The sequence below is a fragment of the Paenibacillus sp. FSL P4-0184 genome, assembly GCF_038004625.1.
Taxonomy (GTDB): Bacteria; Bacillota; Bacilli; order Paenibacillales; family Paenibacillaceae; genus Paenibacillus_AQ.
In genome coordinates, this window is the sequence record NZ_JBBORN010000002.1 from 1,362,449 (window position 1) to 1,386,900 (window position 24,452).

At 43.5% G+C, this 24,452-nt stretch carries 22 protein-coding genes and 1 pseudogene; 20 read left to right on the plus strand and 3 right to left on the minus strand.

Going from position 1 to position 24,452, the window contains the following annotated elements; translation table 11 throughout:
• Positions 1–271 precede the first annotated feature (271 nt).
• The 9 genes from treC (at position 272) to MKY52_RS27985 (ending at position 9,560) form a co-directional block, all read left to right on the plus strand.
• Positions 272–1,975 carry an alpha,alpha-phosphotrehalase gene (treC, locus tag MKY52_RS27945; RefSeq protein WP_341055029.1) on the plus strand — a complete coding sequence of 568 codons (1,704 nt, stop codon included), beginning with the start codon at positions 272–274 and terminating at the stop codon, positions 1,973–1,975.
• Between the two features lie 50 nt (positions 1,976–2,025).
• Entirely contained in the window at positions 2,026–3,993 is a 1,968-nt protein-coding gene (gene treP, locus MKY52_RS27950) for a PTS system trehalose-specific EIIBC component (RefSeq protein WP_341055030.1), read from the plus strand.
• 163 nt (positions 3,994–4,156) lie between these two features.
• The gene (treR, locus tag MKY52_RS27955) at positions 4,157–4,876 is read left to right on the plus strand and encodes a trehalose operon repressor (protein ID WP_341055032.1); all 720 of its coding nucleotides are present in this window, start codon (positions 4,157–4,159) and stop codon (positions 4,874–4,876) included.
• A gap of 519 nt (positions 4,877–5,395) precedes the next feature.
• Positions 5,396–6,841: an MFS transporter gene (locus MKY52_RS27960; protein WP_341055034.1), complete on the plus strand. Its 1,446-nt coding sequence runs from the start codon at positions 5,396–5,398 to the stop codon at positions 6,839–6,841.
• 117 nt (positions 6,842–6,958) lie between these two features.
• Complete coding sequence (locus tag MKY52_RS27965; RefSeq protein ID WP_341055035.1) at positions 6,959–7,309, plus strand: metal-sensitive transcriptional regulator; 351 nt, start codon at positions 6,959–6,961, stop codon at positions 7,307–7,309.
• A 135-nt stretch (positions 7,310–7,444) separates the two neighbouring features.
• A complete protein-coding gene (locus tag MKY52_RS27970; protein ID WP_341055037.1) occupies positions 7,445–8,368 on the plus strand; it encodes a hypothetical protein in 924 nt (307 codons plus the stop codon).
• A gap of 317 nt (positions 8,369–8,685) precedes the next feature.
• Positions 8,686–8,859 (plus strand): glutaredoxin family protein, encoded by a 174-nt coding sequence (locus MKY52_RS27975; protein WP_341055039.1) that lies wholly within the window; start codon positions 8,686–8,688, stop codon positions 8,857–8,859.
• A gap of 171 nt (positions 8,860–9,030) precedes the next feature.
• Complete coding sequence (locus MKY52_RS27980; RefSeq protein ID WP_341055041.1) at positions 9,031–9,300, plus strand: hypothetical protein; 270 nt, start codon at positions 9,031–9,033, stop codon at positions 9,298–9,300.
• Positions 9,301–9,371: 71 nt separating this feature from the next.
• Positions 9,372–9,560 (plus strand): hypothetical protein, encoded by a 189-nt coding sequence (locus MKY52_RS27985; RefSeq protein WP_042188410.1) that lies wholly within the window; start codon positions 9,372–9,374, stop codon positions 9,558–9,560.
• Between the two features lie 95 nt (positions 9,561–9,655).
• On the opposite strand, the pseudogene MKY52_RS30445 reads toward MKY52_RS27985, so the two are convergent.
• Positions 9,656–10,062 (minus strand): annotated as a pseudogene (locus MKY52_RS30445) (class I SAM-dependent methyltransferase); the annotation flags it as partial.
• 113 nt (positions 10,063–10,175) lie between these two features.
• Here MKY52_RS30445 and MKY52_RS27990 point away from each other — a divergent pair.
• Positions 10,176–11,441 carry a YncE family protein gene (locus tag MKY52_RS27990; protein WP_341055043.1) on the plus strand — a complete coding sequence of 422 codons (1,266 nt, stop codon included), beginning with the start codon at positions 10,176–10,178 and terminating at the stop codon, positions 11,439–11,441.
• A 71-nt stretch (positions 11,442–11,512) separates the two neighbouring features.
• The gene (locus MKY52_RS27995) at positions 11,513–11,704 is read left to right on the plus strand and encodes a hypothetical protein (protein ID WP_149645696.1); all 192 of its coding nucleotides are present in this window, start codon (positions 11,513–11,515) and stop codon (positions 11,702–11,704) included.
• Positions 11,705–11,937: 233 nt separating this feature from the next.
• Here MKY52_RS27995 and MKY52_RS28000 read toward each other — a convergent pair whose 3' ends face one another.
• Positions 11,938–12,603 (minus strand): helix-turn-helix transcriptional regulator, encoded by a 666-nt coding sequence (locus MKY52_RS28000; RefSeq protein ID WP_341055045.1) that lies wholly within the window; start codon positions 12,601–12,603, stop codon positions 11,938–11,940.
• 524 nt (positions 12,604–13,127) lie between these two features.
• Here MKY52_RS28000 and MKY52_RS28005 point away from each other — a divergent pair.
• The 6 genes from MKY52_RS28005 to MKY52_RS28030 all read left to right on the plus strand — a co-directional run bounded on the left by MKY52_RS28005 (position 13,128) and on the right by MKY52_RS28030 (position 18,305).
• Positions 13,128–13,487 (plus strand): HesB/IscA family protein, encoded by a 360-nt coding sequence (locus MKY52_RS28005; protein WP_445671036.1) that lies wholly within the window; start codon positions 13,128–13,130, stop codon positions 13,485–13,487.
• Between the two features lie 23 nt (positions 13,488–13,510).
• Positions 13,511–13,795, plus strand: coding sequence for a HesB/YadR/YfhF family protein (locus MKY52_RS28010; RefSeq protein WP_341055048.1), 285 nt, complete (start codon positions 13,511–13,513; stop codon positions 13,793–13,795).
• 129 nt (positions 13,796–13,924) lie between these two features.
• A complete protein-coding gene (locus MKY52_RS28015) occupies positions 13,925–14,731 on the plus strand; it encodes a helix-turn-helix domain-containing protein (RefSeq protein WP_341055050.1) in 807 nt (268 codons plus the stop codon).
• A 215-nt stretch (positions 14,732–14,946) separates the two neighbouring features.
• Positions 14,947–16,251, plus strand: a complete 1,305-nt coding sequence (locus MKY52_RS28020; protein ID WP_341055051.1) for an NtaA/DmoA family FMN-dependent monooxygenase — start codon at positions 14,947–14,949, stop codon at positions 16,249–16,251.
• 61 nt (positions 16,252–16,312) lie between these two features.
• Positions 16,313–17,329 (plus strand): NAD(P)/FAD-dependent oxidoreductase, encoded by a 1,017-nt coding sequence (locus MKY52_RS28025; RefSeq protein ID WP_445671049.1) that lies wholly within the window; start codon positions 16,313–16,315, stop codon positions 17,327–17,329.
• A gap of 28 nt (positions 17,330–17,357) precedes the next feature.
• Entirely contained in the window at positions 17,358–18,305 is a 948-nt protein-coding gene (locus MKY52_RS28030; RefSeq protein ID WP_076299808.1) for an ABC transporter substrate-binding protein, read from the plus strand.
• 161 nt (positions 18,306–18,466) lie between these two features.
• On the opposite strand, the gene MKY52_RS28035 is transcribed toward MKY52_RS28030, so the two are convergent.
• A complete protein-coding gene (locus MKY52_RS28035) occupies positions 18,467–19,042 on the minus strand; it encodes a dihydrofolate reductase family protein (protein ID WP_341055053.1) in 576 nt (191 codons plus the stop codon).
• A gap of 158 nt (positions 19,043–19,200) precedes the next feature.
• Here MKY52_RS28035 and MKY52_RS28040 point away from each other — a divergent pair, with 158 nt between their 5' ends.
• From MKY52_RS28040 to MKY52_RS28050, 3 genes are all read left to right on the plus strand, one after another.
• Positions 19,201–21,123 (plus strand): AraC family transcriptional regulator, encoded by a 1,923-nt coding sequence (locus tag MKY52_RS28040; protein WP_341055055.1) that lies wholly within the window; start codon positions 19,201–19,203, stop codon positions 21,121–21,123.
• Positions 21,124–21,621: 498 nt separating this feature from the next.
• On the plus strand, positions 21,622–22,899 hold the full coding sequence (gene codB, locus MKY52_RS28045; RefSeq protein WP_341055057.1) for a cytosine permease: 1,278 nt from the start codon (positions 21,622–21,624) through the stop codon (positions 22,897–22,899).
• Positions 22,868–24,136 (plus strand): cytosine deaminase, encoded by a 1,269-nt coding sequence (locus MKY52_RS28050; protein ID WP_341055060.1) that lies wholly within the window; start codon positions 22,868–22,870, stop codon positions 24,134–24,136. The genes codB and MKY52_RS28050 overlap by 32 nt, the downstream gene beginning before the upstream one ends.
• Positions 24,137–24,452 lie beyond the last annotated feature (316 nt).

Genomic DNA, 24,452 nt, shown 5'->3' on the forward strand with positions numbered 1-24,452 from the left:
CACAAGACATCTTTGTATATAAAAAGCCGCTTACTTAGCGGCTTTTTTTGTTGTGATATTGAACAATTATTAAGATAGGAAATAGGAAAAAGAATAATTGATTATCAAATGGGTTAATTAAAGAAGAACCGCCAGTTTTTACTCTTTTTCCGAGTCAGATAGCAAAAGTATTGACAACCTGTATATACAGGTTTAAACTGTGTGAAGTGTTTGAACTTGTATATACAGGTTTAAAATTTGACATAAAGTAATTCTTTTGGAGGTGTTCAACTTGAGTCAGTCCCAGTATTCGGAGTGGTGGCGCCGGTCCACGGTGTATCAGGTGTACCCGAAGAGCTTTAAGGACACTACAGGCAACGGAACAGGAGATATTAAAGGACTTATTGAAAAATTAGATTATTTGCAGCAGCTTGGAATTGATATTGTCTGGTTACAGCCGGTCTATGTCTCGCCACAACATGATAACGGTTACGATGTTGCGGATTATGAAAATATCAACCCGGATTTTGGTACGATGGAGGATTTCGACGAGTTAGTACAGGAACTGCACAGACGTGAAATGAAGCTAATGATCGATATCGTGGTTAACCATACTTCAACAGAACATGAGTGGTTCAAACAGTCCATTTCAAGCAGAGATAATCCCTATCGTGATTACTACATCTGGAAGGACCCGGCTCCGGACGGTGGCTTACCCAACAATTGGCAGTCGAAGTTCGGAGGTCCTGCCTGGCAGTTTGATGAAGCTTCGGGACAATATTATCTTACTCTCTTCGATAAAACCCAGGCGGATCTGAATTGGGAGAACGAGAAGGTACGTAGAGCAGTGAATGATATGATGCTATTCTGGGCTAAAAAGGGTGTCGACGGCTTCCGCATGGATGTAATTAATTTAATCTCCAAGGATCAACGCTTCCCTAACGATGACGGGAGTGTTCCACCGGGAGATGGACGCAAGTTCTATACTGACGGTCCACGGGTTCATGAATACATCAAAGCGATGTACGAAGAGGTATTTGGTCCGTATGAGATGGTGACGGTCGGAGAGATGTCCTCAACTACATTGGAGCATTGCATCCGATACTCGAGTCCTAAAGAGCGGGAATTTTCCATGACTTTCAATTTTCATCATTTAAAAGTCGATTATCCGAATGGACAGAAATGGGAGCTAATGCCCTATGATTTTGAGGCGATGAAAAGCTTGTTCACAGAGTGGCAGACCGGAATGCAGAAAGGTCAGGGCTGGAACGCCTTATTTTTTAACAATCACGATCAACCGCGTGCCCTCTCCAGATTCACTGATGATAAGGTCTACCGTGTAGAGAGTGCCAAGCTGCTTGCAACAACTCTGCATGGCCTTCAGGGAACACCTTATGTGTATCAGGGGGAAGAAATCGGGATGCCAAATCCGGTATGGAAGAGCATCGATGAGTTCCGTGACATTGAGTCACTGAATATGTACCGTATTTTGTGTGAACAGGGGAAAAGCCCTAAGACTGCCCTGAGTATTCTTCAGGAACGTTCACGGGACAATTCCCGTACGCCGATGCAGTGGGATGACAGCCGAAATGCCGGATTCACCACAGGTACTCCATGGCTGAAAGTTGATGAGCGGTATTCGGACATCAATGTGCAGAAGGAGCTAGCCAATCCCGATTCCATCTTCCATCATTACCGCAAGCTGATTGCGCTACGCAAGGATTATGGGATATTCATTGAAGGTGTATTCAAGAGACTCGATGATGGTCATCCTGAAGTGTTCGCTTACGCCAGAACAGGTGATGGAGAGGCGCTTGTAGTGGTCTCGAACTTCAGCAGTAAAGAGATTACCTTCCGCTTTGAAGATAGTCACTGGGCAGAGTTATCATCAAGTGGTAAAGACGAGCTTCTGATTGGAAATACAACAGAAACACCTGCATTAACACAAGAGCTTCAGCTTAGTCCTTATGCTTCCTACATGTGGTTAATCCGCTAACGAGGTGTACTTGAGAAGGAGCACAAATCAATTATGTAAGGAGTGAAAATATGGCTATAGACCGCAAAAATGTTGAGGATATTGTACGGGCAGTTGGGGGCAAGGAGAATATAGAGGTTGCGACACATTGTGTAACCCGGCTGAGATTCTCGCTGTATGATGAGAGCAAGGTGGATTCGGAAGCCTTGGACCGCAACGAACTAGTAAAGGGACAATTTTCTAGCCAAGGGCAGTTTCAGATCGTTATCGGACCGGGAACTGTAGATAAAGTATACGATGAAATGATTCAGATCACTGGCGGTTCTCGTTCTTCCAAAGATGAAGTGAAATCCGCTGCTGCCCGAAAACAGAATCCGCTGCAGCGTGCGATCAAGACGCTGGCTGATATATTTATTCCTATTCTTCCAGCTATCGTAACCGCAGGTTTGCTGCTTGGGATCAATAATATTTTGACCGGGCCTGGTATCTTCTTTGATAATCAGTCGCTGGTGGATGTCTATCCCGCATGGAAAGACATTGCTGCGATTATTAATACGATTGCCAGCACAGCTTTTACCTTTTTACCAGCACTTATCGGTTGGGCAGCTGTTACACGTTTCGGCGGAAGTCCTCTGCTCGGGATCGTTTTGGGTCTCATTCTCGTGCACCCAGATCTTTTAAGTGCCTATAACTATGCAAGTGCTTCCACTGAGGGTACTGTTCCAACCTGGAATTTGTTCGGCTGGCATTTGGAGAAGATCGGTTATCAGGGACAAGTATTGCCAGTGCTGGTTTCGGCCTATATTCTGGCAAGGCTGGAGAAGTTCCTCAACCGCCGGGTGCATGATTCCATTAAACTGCTGGTTGTTGCGCCAGTGACTCTACTGATTACCGGTTTTCTGGCCTTCACCATTATCGGTCCGGTTACGTTTGGCATTGCCAATGCCATCACCTCCGGCCTGATCTTTGTATTTGATCATTTTGCGCTTCTTGGTGGCTTGATTTACGGCGGATTCTATGCGCTTCTGGTCATCACCGGTATGCATCATACCTTCTTGGCGGTTGATGTGCAGCTCATCGGCAGCGAGGGCGGCACTTTCCTCTGGCCGATGTTAGCGTTATCCAATATTGCACAAGGTGCTGCGGCACTGGCAATGATGTTCGTAGTCAGAGAACAGAAGGCAAAAGGCTTGGCGGCTACATCTTCCGTCTCTGCATTCCTCGGTGTGACGGAGCCGGCGATCTTCGGAGTGAATATCCGCTATCGTTATCCTTTCATCTTCGGGATGATTGGCTCAGGGATTGCCGGTATGCTTCTTACCGTTAATCAGGTTCGCGCTTCTTCCATTGGCGTAGGCGGGATTCCCGGCTTCCTTTCGATATTCCCGAACCAGTGGGGCGTGTTCTTCATTGGCATGCTTATTGTTCTCATTGTGCCATTTGTCGCCACTGTACTCTACGGCCGTTCTGTGGTGGGGCGTTCCGAAAAGAACTCAGCTACAAAGGCTACTACTGTGAGCGAGACAGATAATTTGAACAGCCGCCATATAGTTCAAGAGTCACAGGAATCCGTGAATATTCTGGAGCTTATCTCTCCGCTCAGTGGAACTGCAGTATCCCTAGAACAGGTGCCTGATCCTGCCTTTGCCGAGAAGCAGATGGGCGAAGGCGTTGCAATCGAACCTTCTGAGGGTAAAGTATATGCACCCTTTGATGCTACAGTAGCACATGTGATCAAGAGCAAACATGCGCTTATATTGGAGCATGCCAGTGGTGTACAAGTACTCATCCACGTTGGAATAAATACCGTGTCGCTTAAAGGCAGTGGTTTTACCACACATAAGAATATTGGCGACAAGGTGCAGGCAGGCGAGCTTCTGCTAGAATTTGATATGGAAGCTATCCGCGCAGCAGGTTACCCTTTGATTACTCCAATCATCATTCCTGCAGGTCAGGATATGGTGAAGAAGATTGAGGAGAAGACTGGACCAGCTGCAGCTAGACAATCTAGCATCTTGACTATTCATCTCAAGGGTTGATACAGGCTATATTGGCAAAGACTTTATATTACAGAAAGACAGCCCCTGGGGGCTGTTTTTCTGTAAATATAAGAATTCATATGTTCCACGCTATAAATTCCCCTCCAATTGAATCGATGCTTCTAAAGGCATGACGTGATACAATAAAGGGCGGTGATCAAAATTGAGAGAAAATAAATATTTGCAAATTTATAATGAGTTCAGCAACCAAATTCTTTCTGGACAACTGGTACCGGGAACCAAACTGCCCTCTGAAAGTGAACTTGCTGAAGCTTACAGCACTTCACGAGAGACCGTTCGCAAAGCGCTGAACCTGCTGTTCCGTGAAGGATACATTCACAAAATTAAGGGCAGAGGCTCCTTTGTGCTTGATATGACGAGAATGGATTTCCCCGTTACCGGTCTGATTTCATTTAAAGAGATGGCCGATACACTGGGTACTGCCTCACGGACACTGGTAGAGCGGACGATAAATGAGCCGGCAGGCTCCACGCTTGCCAGACATCTCCAGATTCCGCCTGAAACCCTGGTTTGGAAAGTTATTCGTGCCAGAGAGATTGAAGGTGATCGGATCATTTTGGATAAGGATTATTTCCGAGCGGATATTGTTCCATTCCTAAGTGAGGAAATCGCGGAAGGCTCACTCTATGAATATCTGGAGCAGGAGTTGGGGCTTAAAATCAGTTATGCGAAAAAGCTTATATCCGTTGAACCTTCTACAGAGGAGGATCATAGACTGCTTGATTTGAAGAGTTACACGCATATTGTAGTAGTACGAAACTATGTTTATTTGGAGAACACGGTGCTTTTCCAATATACCGAGTCAAGGCATCGACTGGATAAATTTCAGTTCGTGGATTTTGCTCGAAGGGTGAAACGTTAAGCTAAGCTTAAAGAGGGGTGTCCCAGTTTGGGATACGCCTTTTTTTCCAAAAAGGCACTATATTACCAATACAAGAAGGCTTGAGAAGTTCATTCCTACGTTCGCAAATAACGATATATTAAGAAAAAGGCTGCCCACAGAGACAGCTTTTTTATATGCCGTTCTAAACAACAAGCTACCCCTGGCGATTCCTCATTACTCATAAAGCATCTCTCATATTTTTATATGTAATTATAGTTAATCGCTTCTGTGAAAAATAAGAGGAACAGAGATTTATTCCAGTCTTTCTCTTAATGAGGTAGAGGGATAGAGACAATAAAACGCCTAAATCGTAATGACGTGGATAAGGAAAGTTGATTTCAATTTTCTTATGGTTGAAGGCAAAACCATGAATCGTCTTCTGGAACTGAGGAGAATACGAAAATCCACACTTGACATTATAGGGTAGGGGGGTATAGTATTACTGCGTTGGTATTAAAAATTTTAATTATTGGTTACAAAAGGAGGAGGAAGAAAATTATGAATAATCAAGCACAGACTTTACCGCAAGCCGATCCCAAACGCTGGATGGCGCTGGCCTTACTATGTCTTGCCAATTTCATGGTGATCATGGACACATCCATTATCGGCGTTGCACTGCCAGCCATCAAAGAAGCGCTCGGCTATACGCAGGCAAGTTTACAGTGGGTGTTTAATGCGTATGTCATTTTCTTTGGCGGATTATTGTTACTTGGTGGTCGATTGTCCGATCTATTTGGTCAGCGCCGCATATTCATGTGGGGATTTTCCATTCTAACGTTAGCTTCCTTGCTGGCAGGACTCGCTTGGAACGAGGAAGCACTTAATGTTGGTCGCGCCCTACAAGGATTTGGTTCCGCGTTAATAGCCCCATCCGCGTTAACGATTGTTATGATGCTCTTCGGTGGCAACCCCAAAGAACTAGGGAAAGCATTAGGCTTCTGGGGCGCATCAGCTGCTGCTGGCGGTTCAGCCGGCGTGTTTCTTGGCGGGGTCATTACCGAGTGGCTCAGCTGGCAATGGACCTTCCTCATCAATGTACCCGTTGGCATTATTGCATTACTCCTGTCGCCTGGACTTTTAGCCAAGGGAATGCGAAGAAAAGGCAGCATTGACGTCATTGGCTCCATCTTCGTCACAGCGGCTTTGGTTTTGGTGGTATATGGCATTGTTACTGCAGAACACAATGGATGGGGAGCGCCATCCACGTTGTGGACGCTTATTTCAGGAATCGTGTTATTTATCCTGTTCCTGATCGTTCAGGCAACTAAAAAAGAACCGCTTGTTCCACTGAAGATTTTTAAAACACCCAATCTGGCTGCAGGCAATATCGCGCTCATTATGCTGGCTGGGAGTTGGATTCCGCTGTGGTATTTCCTCAATCTCTATATGCAGCAGGTGCTAAAGTTTTCTGCTTTCGCCGGCGGAGTCGGCTTACTGCCGATGACGGTCCTAATTACTATCTTCATGATTTTGATTACCGGTAAATTAATCGGAAAATTCGGAATAAAAGCAAACTTGGTCATTGGATTGATTGCACTCGGGGGTTCGATGCTTCTGTTCGCTAGCAATACGCCGGTTGATGGGAACTTTATCGTTAACGTGCTTCCAGCTTCCTTGCTTGGTGCACTTGGCATGTCACTTGCCTATATTCCGGCTACGATGTCCGCCATGTCGGGGGCTAAACCCGAAGAAGCAGGGCTTGCATCGGGTCTCGCCAATACGAGCTACCAGATTGGGTCAGCTATCAGTTTGGCCATCATGGTTGCGATTGCGGGTTCAACAACTGCTTCCCAAACCGGTATTGACCCGGTCTCCGTGCTAAACGAAGGCTTTCAACAAGCTTTTATGTGGTCCGGTATCGTCGCTCTTGCAGGTGCTGTGCTAGCGTTTCTATTTATCCGTTCACCTAAGCAGGGTGAAGCAAGTGACAAGGTAGCTATGTAACCAATGAATCGAGCTCCAGTGCCTAATCAACGGAGTTGACAGGACTCCATCGAATTAACAAACTTATATTTTATGTATATAGGGGTGTGGAGTATTTTAAAAGAAAAGGGGATTCCGATGAGCAAAGAATCGATACTCTTTGAACAAGTGATACAGCAAGATCAGGGCTTTTGCTCACCTGGAGAGGATAAGCGCAAGAGCCATCATTCCGATCAAGCCAATAGCGATCTGCTCAACCGATTGAATCGAATCGAAGGACAGGTCCGTGGCATTAAAGGCATGATTGAGAAAGATATTTACTGTGACGATATGTTGAATCAGATCTCTTCGGTGCAAGCATCATTGAATGATGTCGGGAAGCTAGTACTTGAATGTCATATGAAAAGTTGTGTCATCGAACGGATTCAAGTAGGGGATACGGAAGTATTAACGGAATTCATGAAGACGATCAATAAACTGATGAAATAAAGGTCGGACCGCTTTCAGTAATGATACGGCTTTTATGCCATCATTATTATAGGGTAAGGGGAGGCTTTGCGGCTGCAGCGTGTCAAGATGCGCTCTGCATCTTCGAATTTAGATTGAAACGGAGTTGCAATAACCATGAAGAAGAAGATACTCCTCGTCGCTGCTGCGGTAGTCGCTTTTAGCGTATTGGCTGCATGTGGTAAAGCGGAGGACAAGAAGTCAGCAAACGGAAATAACCATGCCGGGCATACAGCAAGCAGCGGGCAAGAAATCGCCGAGAAGCATACAGGAAATGAGAAAGAGGAGGCGGGAGACATGGAGCACGGAGGCAGCCACGGCAATCACGGCGCAGCTGCGAAGCCTTCATTGGAGGATCTTAACGTATCGTTTACCTTCCCCACAGGCACCGCAAAAGCAAACGAAGAAACGGAATTGACTATTCAAATTACGGATAAGGACGGGAAAACGGTCAATAAGTATGATATCAATCACGAGAAATTGCTTCATCTCATCATCGTCAATCACGATTTGTCATTCTTTAACCACATTCATCCCGAGTTTAAGGGAGACGGCACATTTACAGTGAACACTTCGTTCCCGGCTGGAGGTGAGTACAAGGTGTTTGCGGACTTTATTCCTACTGGCGGTGCCAATTCCACGCTTAGCGAGTGGTTGAAGGTGGAAGGCAAGGAAAGCAAACATGCCGCGATTACGCCCGAAGGGAAACTGGTGAAAGTAGTGGGTGGCAAGGAAATTGAACTGGCCTTGAGTGGTACGAAACCAAACGAAGAAGTGACATTGACCTTCAACATTCGCGATGCGAAGACGAAGAAGGGGATTGATAACCTGCAGCCTTATTTAGGAGCGGTCGGCCATGTTGTGATTCTATCAAAAGATGCGAATCAATATCTTCATGTTCATCCAATCGATGAGAAAGCTACGGGACCGGATGCGAAATTCGCGACTTCTTTTCCGCAAAGCGGGATGTATAAATTATGGGGACAATTTCAGCATAACGGGGAAGTGTTCACCGTACCATTCGTCGTTGATGTGAGGTAAGGCGAATGATCATGGGATAAAAGACGATGCTGGCGGTATCATCTGCTATTCAAGTCGGGGTAAGTCGCTTTACGCCGAATCTGCTTACCAAGATAGTTATGATTTGTTCCTGTCGTATCCACGCGATCGATTTATACAAGGAGCAGGCGAAAGGGAAAGAAAGTTTAGCATGTTGTGGACCGAATTAAATCGAGCAGTTAAAACAAATTAACGCGTAAAGGAGCGAACATTTATGCTGAAAATCGATTCGAAAACACCGATTAAAATTTACACGATTCCAACTTGCAGCGATTGCCGATTTGCCAAGCGCTACTTTAATGAGCATCAAATTCCCCTACATCGATTTCAACTGCGAAGAAGATGTGAATTATGCGAAGGAAGTGCTGGAGCTGACAGGCAAGCAGATCGTACCGACCATTGTCATTCAAGACAAGGTATTCGTTGGTTTCTCTGAAAACTTGAACGAGATAAGCAATCTTCTGCAAACTTGACTGCTAAAATGATGGAAGTATGGTAGACAAAGGAGATTAGCGATGAGTGCCCTTCCTTTATAAGGAAGGGCTTTTTTGAATAGAACGATTATATAATTATCATCGACCTCCAATGTCTACAGTTATTTATGTGGTAAAATTAGGATAAGTGAATCTTGGGAGGCGAGTAAATTGAGTCTCGATCTTGTGATGATCATTTTTCTACTGTTCTTAAATATTCCAGTATATAAAGTATTGTTTCGCGTGTTCTTTGTGGATAATGATGATTATAACGATACGATTAGACATACTTTTACACCTAACATCGTTTCATTATTCCGAGGAGAGTATTGGAAGGATAGAATGAATACGGCAAGACTTCAGTTTTTTATTATTCTTTGCGTTGGGATCATTGTTTTAGAATACCTTGTTTTGAATAAAGTATTTGAAATTCTTGCATAAGCTCCGCTCTATTATGGAAAACTTCTGTAGTGCGAATAAACTGCATGATTCCATTTTGGGAGGATAGCATTATGACAAATCAGGATCCGCAGGAGCTTCTTAAGAGTAAACACAAGCTAGATGAGCAGAAAAGGCAGTTCACAAATTTTGCCCGAAGTGCTTCCGGTCATGGTGAAGTAGAAGCAGGCCAGGAATTCAGTAATGATCGAGTGCCTGACGATCAAAACCGCATGAAATCTGTTGAGAACAGACAAGATTGATCTTAAAAAATCTATTAAATAAGCCGATCCTTTTCTGGATCGGCTTATTTAATAATTATTACGTTGTAAGGTGTTGTTTGAATAGGTATCGGATACTAGCGTTTTCTTGCTTTAATTACAGAAGTTACAGGAAGCATTTTTGCTTTTTTTTAAAAAAATCGCTTTTATCGTCCCGCGACTGCATAAGTTATCATCAGATTGCTCAATCATTTGCTCAATGATACATGGATCCGATAATGTTAGCGTACTTTCATCAAGAGATACTGAAAACCAAGATTCATCGAAATAACAATTTTTAAAAACTAGCATTTCATTTTCTGTATAAACACATTTGTGTATAGGGTGAGACCATCTGTAAATAAATGATCCATCTTTTTTTAAGGTAAGAAGCACTCCGGCTAAAGGTCGGTTGTCCAGCTTATAGCATAAATCGAATAAACAAAGTCAAAATAATCCTCTGGTAGTTTTCTTCCATGGGAAAACAGATCAATTTTGCTGAAATTAAATTCTAGCTATAGCATAGTCCAATCCCAACTATAGTTCTTACATACGTTAAAGAGAGACTGGTAGTTTTTTAAATCTTTAATTATGGGAATTAAGGGAGGATTCGTTAGAATGGCAATTTTATCATCAGGACCTATTGATAATGGTACTGTGAGCGGTTTAAGGCCTACTGAGCAAGTGACGGTCAAGATCGATAACCGGGATGCACTGAATCAGTCCGCTATTCTGATCCAAGGGTACAATTTAACCCTCACAAGGACTTTGTATGTAAGCGAGCTTATTACGGCTTCTCCAGACGAGGTGATCACAAGAAATTACTTTGCCAATCTGGATGCCTTTGAGTTTGTCTTTACAACGGAAGGTCTCGCTGAATTGCAAACGGAAATCTCCGTGTGGGGCAAAAACTCAGCCGGGGAGCTGGTTACCGCCCACCGTCTTGTCTCATCCGAACTGCTGGGAGCTGAAAATAGGGGAGCCACAGGCTCCGTTAACCGCATTTATGTTTCCAATTTCAATAGCAATGATGTTTCTGTGATCAACGGAGTAACAGGTGCGGTGATAGTAGTCATCCCTGTAGGCGTGAATCCTGCGGGAGTAGCCATAAACCCGTTAACCAATCGTATTTATGTTGCTAATTTGAACAGCGACAACGTATCCGTTATCGACGGAGCGACCAATACGGTGCTGGCCACCGTTCCTGCCGGGGATGGAGCAGGTGCAGTCGCGGTCAATACCTCTACCAATGCTATCTATGTTGCCAACTTTAATGATAATACTGTTACTGTCATTGACGGATTAACCAACACTGTCGTGACTACCATTATTCCCGCCGGCGGTTCTCCTTTTCCAACGGGGATCGGCGTGAATTCCTTAACCAATACTATTTATGTAGCTGATTTCAACTCGGATATTGTTACCGTCATTGACGGGGCTACGAATATGGTTATTACACAGATTCCCGTTCAGGTTAACCCGTTCCGGGTCGGTGTTGATCCCTTAACGAACCGGATTTATGTCTCGAACTTCACCAGTAACACCGTTTCAGTCATTGATGGAGCCACCAATACCGTGATAACTAACTTGCCTGTAGGAACGACTCCGGCTGAATTGGGAGTGAACATATCAACCAATGCCATCTATGTGCCAAACCGGGATGACGACAATGTGTCGGTGATTGGCGGATTAACGAATACGGTGATTACTACCATTCCGGTCGGGAATAACCCTAATGGTGCAGGAGTTAATCCATTGACTAACCGCATCTATATCACCAATCAGGATGATAACACGGTATCGGTCATTGATGGGGTTACCCAGGCGGTGATTAGTGTTATTCCTGTAGGTGCACGTCCGTTCTCAATCGGTGTCAATCCGTAGGAGGCAAGGACAAAGAATTTAGTACACTCTAAATTCTGTTCTTCATCTTACCGCAGGGGGTGAATTATACGATGGAAATAACATCGGCAGAAGAAATCATGATTCTGTTATCGAGCATGGACAAAGAGCATTCTGTAGCACGTATCTACGTTCCGGGCATAGGTGAATTCACGATTGTACTGCAGAAAAAAGAAGGCAACAGCGGGGCAGCAGCAGAAGAACGCATACCGGCAGCAGGGTTAACAAGGAACCCTTATCTTTAGAAATTTCCAGTAAATCAGCTTTCTTCCGGTAAGGAAGAGGCTGATTTTGGGGTTTGTATCTGAGGGGCGTGATTGCTGATTATACACCTTATTCCTGGGACATTAGGGTAGTGTATTCGATAATCTGAAAAAATGAGATACTTCCCATAAATCTCATAGGCGGCTGGTTCTTTCATCCGTCGCACCGCTGGTTTTAAGATCGAGGGACAAGAACATAGTCCCTTTAAAAGTCGCTAAAACAGCAGCTTATTTTGCCTAACCGTATATACACAGTTTCTTCCTCCCGCTAAAATATACTCCCCCCGTTCAATATGAACATTATTTCCTAGAACAGTTTTAAATAGATGTAACTCATTCTTGCATAACCCGGTACATACAGCAGCAGCTTCACAGATCGGGCAATGTTTCTCAATGAATAAAAGACTGCCATCATCCTGCTCCTTAACCTCGGCCATATAACCTTCATTTGTTCGAATCTCGGCCAGTTTCTCCAGCTTCACTCTAACGTCTGCTGTATCACCAAGATGCTGAAGATATTGTTCTTGCATATTCTTATTTCGAACAGCCAGCAGCTTGTCCAGCCCCTCATTTCCGAAAGCTTCTTTCATGGAATTGATCAAACTGATGGATAAATCCGAATATCCGCTTGGAAAAAATCGATCGGCCGCAGGTGTTAAGATCCATAGCTTGGTGGGTCGCCCCATGGGACGGGACTCTTCTTTATTAGTAACCAGCCCTTCTTCTTTCAGATCATTCAAATGTTGACGAATAGCCATTCCAGATAGCGAAAACTGGGAGGAGAGTGCCATAACATCCATTCCCCCTTGCTGCTTTAACAGATCAATGATCGCTCTTCGGGTCTTGGTTGAGACATCCTTTTTGGTATGATTTTGGCTCAAGGTGCACCTCCTTTTGAAGCAACTAAATCTATATCACAGACTACATTTTAAACAAAAATGTTGACAAAGTCAAAGCTGAACTGTAGCTTAGACATTATAAACAAAAATGTTTACTAAGTGTCCGGATACGATATATACATACCAATTTTCTTGGAAGTCACATTTCATGCCGTCTAATCATCAAAGCATTTTCAGCCCACGTTATTTTGTACTATCCATAGGTATTATTCTGTCAGTGATGGCATTGGATAACCACCATTGCCCCTTCAAGTGCTGTAGATTTGAACGGCCTTAACATGTTTGGCTGGATATTAAGTACGTATCTGCTTGCGTAGATTATCGGGACTCTAGTCGTCGGTCGAATCATAGATAGAAGAGCACCTGCAGTACCGTTCACTATCACACTTCTTTTGATTATCATTGGGCTGATCGCTGCCGCAACATCAGGCAATACGTATACCAAGATAGGAACGGGTATCCAATCTTTAGGTTTGAAAAACAAATAAACGAAGGAGGAGTTCACAATGATCATCGAGGTCAGTGAGAAGGCATCAGAAAAAATCGCCGAAATCTTATTAAGTGCGAATATCCGAAATCCATTTCTTAGAGTGGGTGTTGATGAAGGGGGATGCAGTGGATTATCCTACACCCTAATCGTAGATGAACAGCAGGCAGAAGAGGACATTGTATTAAATAAAAAGGATTTTAGTATATTGGTTCACCCGAATAGTATCCCATATATTGACGGTCTTGAAATTGACTATGAAGAGAGTGGAATGGTAGGCGGATTCACTATGAATAACCCTAATGCAAAAGCTTCATGTGGATGCGGAGCCAGTTTCAGAATGGCCAATTATCGTGGCGAAATAAAAAAATGTGATTAAACAGCAGAAAGGAGAGAAGAGGAATGATATCATTTGCAGTATCCGAAAAAGCATTGGATTCATTTAAGAATGAATGGGGTTTGGAAGAGGGCCAATATGTAAGAATTTATGCAAAATATTCCGGTGGAGGCTCAGATGCCTTCACTGTTGGAATTAATGCAAGTGCTACACCGATCGATCCCGCATGGGTTCAATCCATTGGCGGATTTCATTTCTTTGTTGAAAACACTGATGTTTGGATTTTACAGGATGAACTTCTTCAAATTGATTGTAATGAAGACGGCATATTTTCAACCAAAATCTCCTGAGCATCTTCTTGAGTGCAATGTACAGTAGAATATCTACTACACTTCTAGCAATTTCGCACGCTTTTGTCTATACTATTTTAAATAAATATCAGAATGGGATCTGATTTTAACAGAAGCAGGTGCAGAACATTGATAAATTTGGACAAATTAGCAAAGGCATTTACTAATGGTGTCTATGATATAGAAGATAGAAGCAGATTAGTCATCCAGCCCAAAAGTTTATTAAGTGAATTTACCACCGTTAAGCATGGATTTCTGTTTATCATTCGCGGGGGAGCCAGAATACGTGTGAATGGAACCGTATATGAATTACGGCCAGGGTCAGTTTTTCATGCGGCTCCAGGCATGCAAATGGATTCGCAGGTTATAGGACAATCAGAGCTTGAGTATTACTCCCTTTTTTATAAATTGGATATGCCAGAAGAAATGAATTGTACTACCGAATTTGACTCTCATTTCAAGCTGGAGCCAGGAGCCAATCTAAAAATTATTGAATTACTAATCATGCTTCATCAGAATACCCATCTATCCGGAGAAATTGGAAAGCTGCGTATCAAAGAGCTGTTCTTAAGCCTAATGCATCAGGTTCTGATTGCTTGTAGTTCCAGAGAGAACGACAGTTCACCGAATCAAAGGATGGTAGACGAAGCCCTTGCATACATTAAACTACATTATATGAATTCACTTACACTCGGTGATTTAGCGGAACGGCATGCAATGAGTACGAACCGCTTCTCTTACTTCTTTCACAAATACACGGGGCTGCGTCCAATTGACTATGTCGTTAATTATCGTATGGAACGAGCCTGTGACTTACTCAAAGCAGGCAATTTTCCTATCCACGAGATTGCGGACCGTGTCGGTTATGACAATCCGCTGTATTTCAGCCGATTATTTAAAAAGAAATTCGGTGTTTCTCCCTCTGCCTATAGATAATTAGATAATATACATATCGAGTTTCTTATACTTGAATTAAGTCTGCAGCTACTGGTGATGAACCAGAAGTGCAGACTTTTTTATTTAGATTAAATAATGATGCATGTAGAATTTGAGATTTGTACATTTGAATTTATTTAAATTTTTGATAAACTCACCCTTGTAACTGAGAATCATTATCAGTAAATTGATTTATAAATGAAAGGCTGGTAGATATGACAGGAAAAAGACAATTATGTATTGGGTTGTCCTTAAATGCAACCTGGATGAAAGGAGACGGCTGGCGGCACCCGGATAGCGGAGTCGAAAAGATGGGGTCTATCGAATATTATATTGATTTGGCAAAAATGGCGGAGAATTCTAAGCTCGATTTTCTTTTCAGGGCTGATTATCTGTATGTTAGCCCACAGATGTTAGGGGATTCCTCTAATTTCGGCAGCCCGGACCCTGCATTGTTTTTTGCAGCGATAGCCCGTGAAACCGAGCGGATCGGACTGGTGACGACGATTTCTACCACTTTTAATCCGCCTTATGTTGTAGCAAGACAGCTTCAGTCTTTACACTGGCTGAGCAATGGACGTGCCGGCTGGAATATTGTCACTTCTATTGAAGGCGCCGATAATTTCAGCGAGTCACCTATGCCTTCACCGGAAGAGAGATATGCCAAGGCAAAAGAGTTCACGGATGTCGTAAGCAAGCTGTGGGAGAGTTTTCCGAATGAAGCGATTGTTATCGATCGTCAGTCGGGTATGTTCTCGGATAAGGATAAAGTAACTGCTATAAATCATTCCGGGGAATTTTTCAGTGTAAAAGGACCGCTTACTTTGCCTGCTCACAAGTCAGGAACGCCACCGCTATTTCAAGCCGGCGCTTCGGATATTGGACGGAATTTCGCTTCTTCCGTTGCAGATGCTATTTTTGCAGCAATGCCGGATATCGAATCAGGAGTGGAGCTAAGAAATGATCTGAGAAAAAGAGCGGCAGAGCAGGGACGTGATCCGGATGCCATCAGAGTTTTGCCGGGCTTATATTTTTTTCTGGCTGATACGCGCGAAGAAGCGCTTGAATTACATAAGACCGCACATGCGAATTTAAGTCTTGAGCGCAGACATGCTTCGCTTAAATCGGTGTTAGGTCTTGATTTAACTGATTATTCCATAGATAGGCGCGTAACTGCCGATATGTTACCTGATCCAAATCAGGCCGTCCGCAGTCGGACACATGCTGAACTATTGCGGCGGTATATTATCAAAAACCAGCCTACAGTGAAAGAGATCCTGGACAGGCCGGAGGTTGTCGGATCTGCTCATTGGGTATCTGTCGGGACAGTCGAGGATGTACTGAACGATATAATTGAGCGGTTTGAAGCGGGGGCTATGGATGGCTTCATCGCCTTGCCGGGCGGTTCAGAACAATCTATGGAACTGTTTTTTGAGAAGCTGGTACCGAAGCTGGTTGAGAGAGGCTTGTTTCGAAGTGAATATACGGGGTGCACTTTTCGTGAGCATCTAGGGATATAAAAAAAGAGAGTTGAGGCGATTGAATGATGCATGAAGAGGAAATGTTTGATGTTACGTTACGATTATTGGCGGCGGTCCGGCCGGATTATTTGCTGCATTTTATAGTGGACTCCGCGAAATGAAGACCAAAATCATTGAATTTCAGCCTGTACTTGGCGGCAAGGTGCATGTCTATCCGGAAAAGATGATATGGGATGTGGGAGGCTTACAACCTATTCTTGGCTCGCAGCTTATTGAACAAATGGTTGCGCAAGGGATGACGTTCCAGCCGGAGGTTGCTTTTAATGAAAAGGTCACATCCATCTCGAAAGATGAAGCAGGTTACTTTATATTGCACACGGCCGCAAACCGGAAGCATTTCACTAGAACTGTAATATTGGCCATTGGAGGAGGCATTCTGAAGCCGATCAAGCTTGAAATCGAGGGTGCCGAAAGATTTGAAATCACAAATTTGCATTATACGGTGAAGTCACTTGCCCGCTTCAAAGAGAAGACTATTCTAATATCGGGTGGCGGACATTCTGCTGTTGACTGGGCGAACGAACTGGCCCCGATTGCCAAGAAGGTGTATTTAACGTACCGGAAAGAGAACTTAAAGGGGCATGAAGCCGATATTTCACGCTTGGCGAACAATGGCGTAGTGTGCTTGTTAAATACTTCAATCGAAAAATTGATTGCCACACCGGATCACGAAAGAATAGGGACAGTACTGCTAAAAAGCAATGACAACGGAGAAGCATTTGAGCTGTCCGTTGATGAGGTCATCATTAATCACGGCTATGAACGCGACAAAGAACTGCTGGTGAACAGTGAAATTAAAATTGATCTGTGGGAACATCGGATTTCAGGATCAGCAATGAGCGGGACATCCGTGCCGGGCATTTATGCGGCAGGTGATGTTCTGCATCATGAAGGAAAGCTGCACCTGATAGCGGGAGCGTTCCAGGATTCTGCCAATGCAGTAAACCAGGCCAAACAATACATCACGCCGGAGGCAAATTCGACCGGGATGGTGTCTTCGCACAATGACCTGTTCATACAGAAAAACCGTGATTTAATGAAGCATTTATACAGATAGTAATGATAACAACTCAAGGGGGAGCCAAATGAATAGACTATTTGGATGGATTGCATCCTTAATTATAATAGCAGGATTACTGGCTGGATGTTCCGAAACTTCAGTCACATCTGCACCTGAAGTCGGCAAGATCGAGGAAGCGGGATGGCCAAGAACAATTACAGATGCCAGCGACAATGGAGTGGTGCTCAAGACACGACCTGAGCGGATAGCGGTTCTTCATCCTTTGTATTTGGATTACTTTTTTGCTCTAGATACGCCTCCAATCGCATCAACTAACGCAGCAGAAGCAATGAAAGATTTCGCTACTTTACAACCTTATGCCGGAACTGCTGAGATTATTGATTTGGGCAATAGCAATGCGAATCTGGAAATGATCATGGATGCAAAGCCTGATGTGATTGTAACCTTCAAGGGTTCTGTTGATAGCAATTATGATGAGTTGAATAAGATTGCACCTGTCATCTTAATTGACTACACCGATACCTGGGAAAAAACGACGATGCTGTGTGCTCAGATTGTTGGGAAAGAGACGTTAGCAGAACAAGCCATTAAGGAAACACAAGAAATGATAGCCAATACGAAAAAACAGTTAAATAGTCTTGAAAATAAGACCTTTGCCTTGCTACGGGTCGATGGAAAAGCCAATTTTAATGCTCAAGGCTCTAAAAACACGATGTACTACAATCAAACAGTGGGCTTTGGGTTGTTGCCACCAAAGGGATATCCCGAGGAGGGCGGGGCACTTTCTCTGGAGGGTCTATACAGCATGAATCCCGATTATATTATTATCCAGCATGATATGGATATCGCAAAGGCGGCCATCAAGGAGAAGGAAACTTCAAAAGCGTGGAACTCACTGGAAGCAGTAAAAAACAATCATGTTCTTATCTTTGATAATTCACTAAACAGCGCAAGTATCCTGGCTGTCCGTTTGGCAGCAGATCATTTCCTGCAATTGGCGGCTGAACAATAATTTATTATACAACAATCCGATTGACGCTGCTGGGCGCAATCGGATTGTTGTTATTTAGATAAATATCTTGGCCTGTTGTTTGGTGAAAATAAAATATTAGACTGCAGCTGTTGTCGATCCAATAACGTTCCCCGTTAGCATAATCACCTTAAGTGACAAGGTCATCTTACCGTCTGGTAAACGAGGCCTATTGCTCCAGAATCAAAGGTCTTGTTTTCGATTAGCTTAAGATTGATCTTCTCCTTGAGACCTTGGAATAACGGCAATCCCTTACCGATCAGAACGGGAGAAACCGTAATTTTATACTCATCAATTAAATCAAGCTGCATGAGGTGGTGTGCGAACCTAGGACTGCCGAGGATAACCATATCCTTGCCTGGCTGCTGTTTGAGGTTATTGATCTCTTTCTCGACATCTTCTTTCACGAGTCTGGAATTATTCCATTCGACTTTCTCCAGCGTCGTGGAAAATACGATTTTAGCTGTCTTTTTGATCCACTCGGCATGATTCCGTTCATGCTGCGAAGCTGATGGGTTCGAAGGCACAGATGGCCAGTAACTATGCATCATCTGATAAGTCCCACGTCCCCAAAGGACAGTGTCGGCAGTACTCAGAATTTCTTTCGCATGATTCTCCAAATCAGCATCGTAGGAAACCCAGCCAATGTCCATTTCACCATTCGGCCCTTCTACAAAACCGTCAAGCGATGCGTGAAGAAATAGAACGAGTTTTCTCATTTTCAGTTCTCCTTTGTTCATGAGGGATATCTACATTATACATTAACTACATTTTAGCAGTTTTCTTCAGTCTAGAACTTAAAATCTTTAGACAACTGTTATTGATAATGGTTATCATTTATGATGAGTATTAGACAGATAACGGAGGGGTAGTCATTATGCACAAAAGCAATCAAATATTGCTTTGGGACCAAGCGACGGTCAAGTTATTGGATGTGCGCCGTATTGAAAGGGTTCAGGGCGAAATTCTTCATAAATATAAGATTCCTGCCAGTATATTTTTACTTTCGGTACAAGGGAGCGCTCAAGTTCAATTAGATCAGTCTGAATTTTCTTTTACAGGATTTCAAGTCCTGCATAGCGGGAAAGGAGCGACCCTTAATATTGTTCCGACAAGCAAGAATTTTGATTACTATATGATTTATTACCGTGCATGGATGCAAGAGGAGGATCTGTTCCAAACACAATATTGTTTTTCCCCTGATGCACCCATTTTACTTTATAACAAAATGCAATTGATGTATCAAAAATGGAACGAGCAAGAAGAGAGACTCAACGTAAAATCACTTTTTTATCAATTCATTCATCAGGTTTTAAAAGAATTACATAGAAAAGAGACTGAGGTGAAACAGACCAGTGTTGCTGTCCAAGTAATCACCTACATTCAGGAGTACTATGCGGAGCCAATTACATTAGATTCGCTTGCGGAAGTATTTAATTTCAGTGCTTATCATTTGTCATCCTTGTTTAAAGAGTACACAGGTATGAGTCCGATTGATTACTTAATTCGGTTTCGGCTTGAACTTGCAACAGAGCTTTTAATGACAACAGATGCTTCGGTCGGAGAAATATCAGCAAGTGTTGGTTATAAAGACGTATATTATTTCAGCCGAATTTTCAAGAAAAGAAAAGGTGAATCCCCTGCACATTTTAGAACAAGAGAGTTACAGCGGCATAAAGTTGCTGAAAGTCCATTAAACTTCCCCACATCCTCTATTTTTGAACCCATCGTTCAACAGTATATTAATAATGATAATCATTATCATAATACGGAAAAAGGGGAATTACATATGTTTAAAATGACAAAATCTCAGACGACGGCAGCTTTACTGCTTTGCAGTTCTCTATTATTAGGTGCTTGCTCAAGTGGGACGGGTACTGCTACGAAGGAACAAAGTAATGGGAATGGAACCGTAAATCAAGCAACATCAGAAGAAAGTACGAACACTCGAATAGTATCAACGCCTAAGGGAGATGTGGAAGTACCAGCAGAGCCGAAAAGAGTGGCGGCTGACCAATATATGGGGCATTTATTGAAATTAGGAATTGTACCCATCGGAGCAAGAACGTTTATGCTGGATGAAGGCTGGATGGAAAAAGCGGACATACCCAAAGAAACGATCGAGAAAATTGAGGATTTAGGGGATTTTCCTTTAAATTTGGAAAAATTAACGATGCTAGATCCGGACTTAATTATCGGTTCGATCGATGAGAACATAGAACAATATGAAAAAATTGGGACCACTGTTTTTCTGCCTTATTGGGAGGGGTTAAAAACAGCAGGGCCGCTTGATAAATTTAGGAGTGTAAGCAAAATATTCGGAAAAGAAAAAGAAGCAGAAGAATGGATTACGGAATATGAACAGAAAGTAGCTGAAGCAAAGTCGAAACTTACCGGGGTTATCAAGGAAGGGGAAACCGTTTCGATTGTTCAGTTTTCACAAAAGGCCGTGTACGTCTTAGCGGCAAAGGGCGGAAATTATGGTTCTTCCACTATATACAATATGCTGAAGCTACCTCCAACAGAAAGTGCCAAAAATATGGCAGAGGGGTTTGAATCCATTTCACTTGAAGTGCTTCCAGAATATTTAGGTGATTATGTTTTTGTATATAATGGCGATGCGGATGCAACCAATAAAGCAATGGAAAGTAACATATGGAAGGGCATCCCTGCAGTGAAAAATGGCAAAGTTTATTTGTATGGCGATAATTATCATGATGAATTCGTAATGGAGGATCCTTTTTCATTAGAGCTTCAGCTTGATACGATTGTGAATTTGTTACTTGGCACTAGTAAATAGTTTAATAGATATGGCACATCTGAGCGAAACGGAATTCACCTCCAGAATAAATTAAATAACCGCTCCGTTTGGACTGTGGATCAGGCCGTTCCTGATAGGAAGTGGAGGAACTCCGAGAGTGAGGTTGTCCGGTACCACATAAGGCTTTGTCCAATGAGCAAGTGCCTTGGTCGACATCATCCACATAAAAATTCCAAGCGCAGCATTCAAAAGAGGATTTTAATCAATGGATATTAATGACATTGACATCTATAGGTTTTTCTAAAATAATAGAATGTAATTGAATACTGGTACCTTTAATTCAGTCCAGAGAGGCTGACAAGGACAGCGGATTTTTATAATCACGTGAGAAGCAGGGCATATTCCGTCAAGGGATGCTCTGTGTCTTAGCGCGGATTATGATGAACAAAAGAGGCTACTTGTCAGTTTGATCTGACGAGTAGCCTCTTTTGTTTCTGCTTTTTTGGTATCAGGACACTTTATACTGGGGGTATTCTGATGAGTAAACAAGATCAAGAGTTTTCGTGGCAAGCGGTGCCGAAAACGCAGAGAAATCATTTTGGAAAAACGTTCTCCGTCATGTTAGCATTCACTTTCTTTTCCGCAAGCATGTTGGCAGGGGGAACGTTAGGGGTCAGCTTGACATTCATGGAGTTCATTGGAATCGTGCTTGCCGGTAATCTGGCACTCGGCATCTATACCGGAGCATTGGCACATATCGCTGCCAAAACAGGTCTTTCCACGCATTTGCTTGCAAAATATGCGTTCGGTGAAAAAGGCTCGTACCTTCCTTCTTTCCTCCTTGGCTTCACACAGGTCGGATGGTTCGGTGTCGGTGTAGCTATGTTCGCGGTACCGGTCGCCAGAGCGATGGACTGGAATGTGTACCTTTTGATCTTCGTGTTTGGTCTCGCAATGACGGCATCAGCCATCTTCGGTATGAAGTCGCTCGTCATTCTGGGTTATATAGCAGTTCCGGCCATTGCTATTCTCGGTGGTTACTCCGTGTTCGAAGGAGTAAACACGCTGGGTGGTCTGCAAGGGTTGCTCGATTACTCACCAACAGAGTCGCTCACCGCAGCAGCAGCATTGACCATTTGTATTGGGTCATTCATTAGCGGCGGAACGTTGACGCCCGATTTTGCCCGGTTTGCCAGAACATCCCGGCAGGCGGTTACTGCAACGGTCATTTCGTTCTTTCTAGGGAACTCACTTATGTTCCTCTTCGGTGCAGTCGGCGCAATGGCTTATAATTTGGCAGATATCTCGGAGGTCATGTTCTTGCAAGGATTGCTCATTCCTGCGATCATCGTACTGGGGCTGAACATCTGGACAACTAACGATAACGCACTTTACGCTTCCGGGCTGGGCTTTGCCAATATCACTAAAATTTCGAAAAAGTTCTTCGTTATCGTTAACGGCATCGTGGGTACCGTATTTGCCATGTGGATGTACAACAATTTCGTAGGTTTCCTGAATGTGCTGGGCGCGGCGATACCGTCCATCGGGGCGATCATCATCGCAGACTATTTTATTGTGAAGCGCAGAAACTATAAACCATTTGCCGACATGACTTTCAAAAATGTAAACTGGATCGCGATGGTGGCTTGGGTTATCGGCGTGGCCTTCGCCCAACTGGCTCCAGGAATAACACCACTTAATGCACTGATTGGAACAGCGGTTGTATACACCGTGATAATGCTGATCGTTGCTAAGAAAGAAACCAAAGAAAAGGGGAATAAAAATGATTATACAGAACGCAAAATTGCGGGGTAAAGAAGGTTTATGGAATATTGTTGTGAAAGATGGGAAGTTTGAGCTTATAACGCAGTCAATGGAACTAACTGCGAATGAGGAAGTAATTGATGTTAACGGCTCACTTGTGCTGCCGCCGTTCATTGAACCTCATATTCACTTGGATACAACGTTAACAGCAGGTGAGCCGGAATGGAATTTGAGCGGAACACTGTTTGAAGGCATCCAGCGTTGGTCAGAACGCAAGGCCTTCCTGACGCATGAAGACGTCAAAATGCGTTCCAAAACTGCATTGAAGTGGCAGATCGCGCAGGGTATCCAGCATGTACGAACACATGTAGACGTTACTGATCCAAGCTTAACCGCTGTAAAAGCGATGCTTGAAGTGAAAGAAGAAATGGCACCGTTCATTGACATCCAGCTTGTCGCTTTTCCACAGGAAGGTATTCACTCCTTCCCGAACGGCGTGGAATTACTAGAAGAGTCGCTGAAAATGGGTGTTGACGTGGTGGGTGGTATTCCACACTTCGAATTCACAAGAGAATATGGCGTTGATTCGATGAAGGTTGCGTTTGACCTCGCTGAAAAATACGACCGTCTGATCGATATCCATTGCGACGAAATCGATGACGAGCAATCCCGTTTCTTGGAAGTTGTAGCCAAAGAAGCTTACGAACGCGGGCTTGGCTCCCGTACGACAGCAAGCCACACGACGGCGATGGGGTCATACAATGATGCATATACGTACAAATTGTTTAGATTACTGAAGATGGCTGACCTAAATTTCGTCTCCAATCCTCTGGTTAACATCCATCTGCAGGGACGCTTTGACACTTATCCGAAAAGAAGAGGATTAACTCGCGTCAAAGAACTGCTGGAAGCGGGACTTAATGTATGCTTCGGTCACGATGACATTTTTGATCCATGGTATCCGCTTGGCACAGGCAACATGCTTCAGGTGCTGCACATGGGTATTCATGCTTCTCAGTTGCTCGGATACGATCAAATCGTAAATTCAATCGATCTTATTACGAAAAATAGTGCAAGAACGTTGAATATCGAGGATATGTACGGCATTGAAGTAGGTAAACCTGCCAACTTCATCGTTCTTGAAGCAGAGAACGAGTATGAGACCATTCGTAAACAGGCCGGAGTACTTTATTCGTTCAGAGCCGGGCGCAAAATCGCGGAAACAAAGCCGCGAGAAACTTCGATCATTCTTGAGAACGGTTCGGAGAAGATTACTTTCAATAAATAATCGAATGAAGTATGTGCTCCATCAAGCAGAGCCTGCTTTTTAGCCAAAAATCCCCTCATGATATTCAGGAATATAAGAGATCACCTGATTGTGAACTCTTCCTGTATACATGGGGGGATTTTTTTGCTTGTTGTGTTTGACCATTTTTCTATTGCAGGACATTCCGAACCCAAACTCCAGTATCACTAAGACTTTTTTCATAGCTTATTTCCAAGATTCGACCTTGTTTTCACCCACTGTATAGGCCGAAAGTATAAATTTACAACACTTTACAAAAATCTATGTTTTTCCTAATCCTTATGAGATAGCATATTAG

Excerpts from the sequence above, each read along its gene's own strand:
- treP (WP_341055030.1), top strand. The coding sequence starts at position 2,026 with ATGGCTATAGACCGCAAAAATGTTGAGGATATTGTACGGGCAGTTGGG.
- MKY52_RS27960 (WP_341055034.1), top strand. The coding sequence starts at position 5,396 with ATGAATAATCAAGCACAGACTTTACCGCAAGCCGATCCCAAACGCTGG.
- MKY52_RS27965 (WP_341055035.1), top strand. The coding sequence starts at position 6,959 with ATGAGCAAAGAATCGATACTCTTTGAACAAGTGATACAGCAAGATCAG.
- MKY52_RS27970 (WP_341055037.1), top strand. The coding sequence starts at position 7,445 with ATGAAGAAGAAGATACTCCTCGTCGCTGCTGCGGTAGTCGCTTTTAGC.
- MKY52_RS27975 (WP_341055039.1), top strand. The coding sequence starts at position 8,686 with ATGAGCATCAAATTCCCCTACATCGATTTCAACTGCGAAGAAGATGTG.
- MKY52_RS27985 (WP_042188410.1), top strand. The coding sequence starts at position 9,372 with ATGACAAATCAGGATCCGCAGGAGCTTCTTAAGAGTAAACACAAGCTA.
- MKY52_RS27990 (WP_341055043.1), top strand. The coding sequence starts at position 10,176 with ATGGCAATTTTATCATCAGGACCTATTGATAATGGTACTGTGAGCGGT.
- MKY52_RS27995 (WP_149645696.1), top strand. The coding sequence starts at position 11,513 with ATGGAAATAACATCGGCAGAAGAAATCATGATTCTGTTATCGAGCATG.
- MKY52_RS28005 (WP_445671036.1), top strand. The coding sequence starts at position 13,128 with ATGATCATCGAGGTCAGTGAGAAGGCATCAGAAAAAATCGCCGAAATC.
- MKY52_RS28010 (WP_341055048.1), top strand. The coding sequence starts at position 13,511 with ATGATATCATTTGCAGTATCCGAAAAAGCATTGGATTCATTTAAGAAT.
- MKY52_RS28020 (WP_341055051.1), top strand. The coding sequence starts at position 14,947 with ATGACAGGAAAAAGACAATTATGTATTGGGTTGTCCTTAAATGCAACC.
- MKY52_RS28030 (WP_076299808.1), top strand. The coding sequence starts at position 17,358 with ATGAATAGACTATTTGGATGGATTGCATCCTTAATTATAATAGCAGGA.
- MKY52_RS28035 (WP_341055053.1), bottom strand. The coding sequence starts at position 19,042 with ATGAGAAAACTCGTTCTATTTCTTCACGCATCGCTTGACGGTTTTGTA.
- MKY52_RS28040 (WP_341055055.1), top strand. The coding sequence starts at position 19,201 with ATGCACAAAAGCAATCAAATATTGCTTTGGGACCAAGCGACGGTCAAG.
- codB (WP_341055057.1), top strand. The coding sequence starts at position 21,622 with ATGAGTAAACAAGATCAAGAGTTTTCGTGGCAAGCGGTGCCGAAAACG.
- MKY52_RS28050 (WP_341055060.1), top strand. The coding sequence starts at position 22,868 with ATGATTATACAGAACGCAAAATTGCGGGGTAAAGAAGGTTTATGGAAT.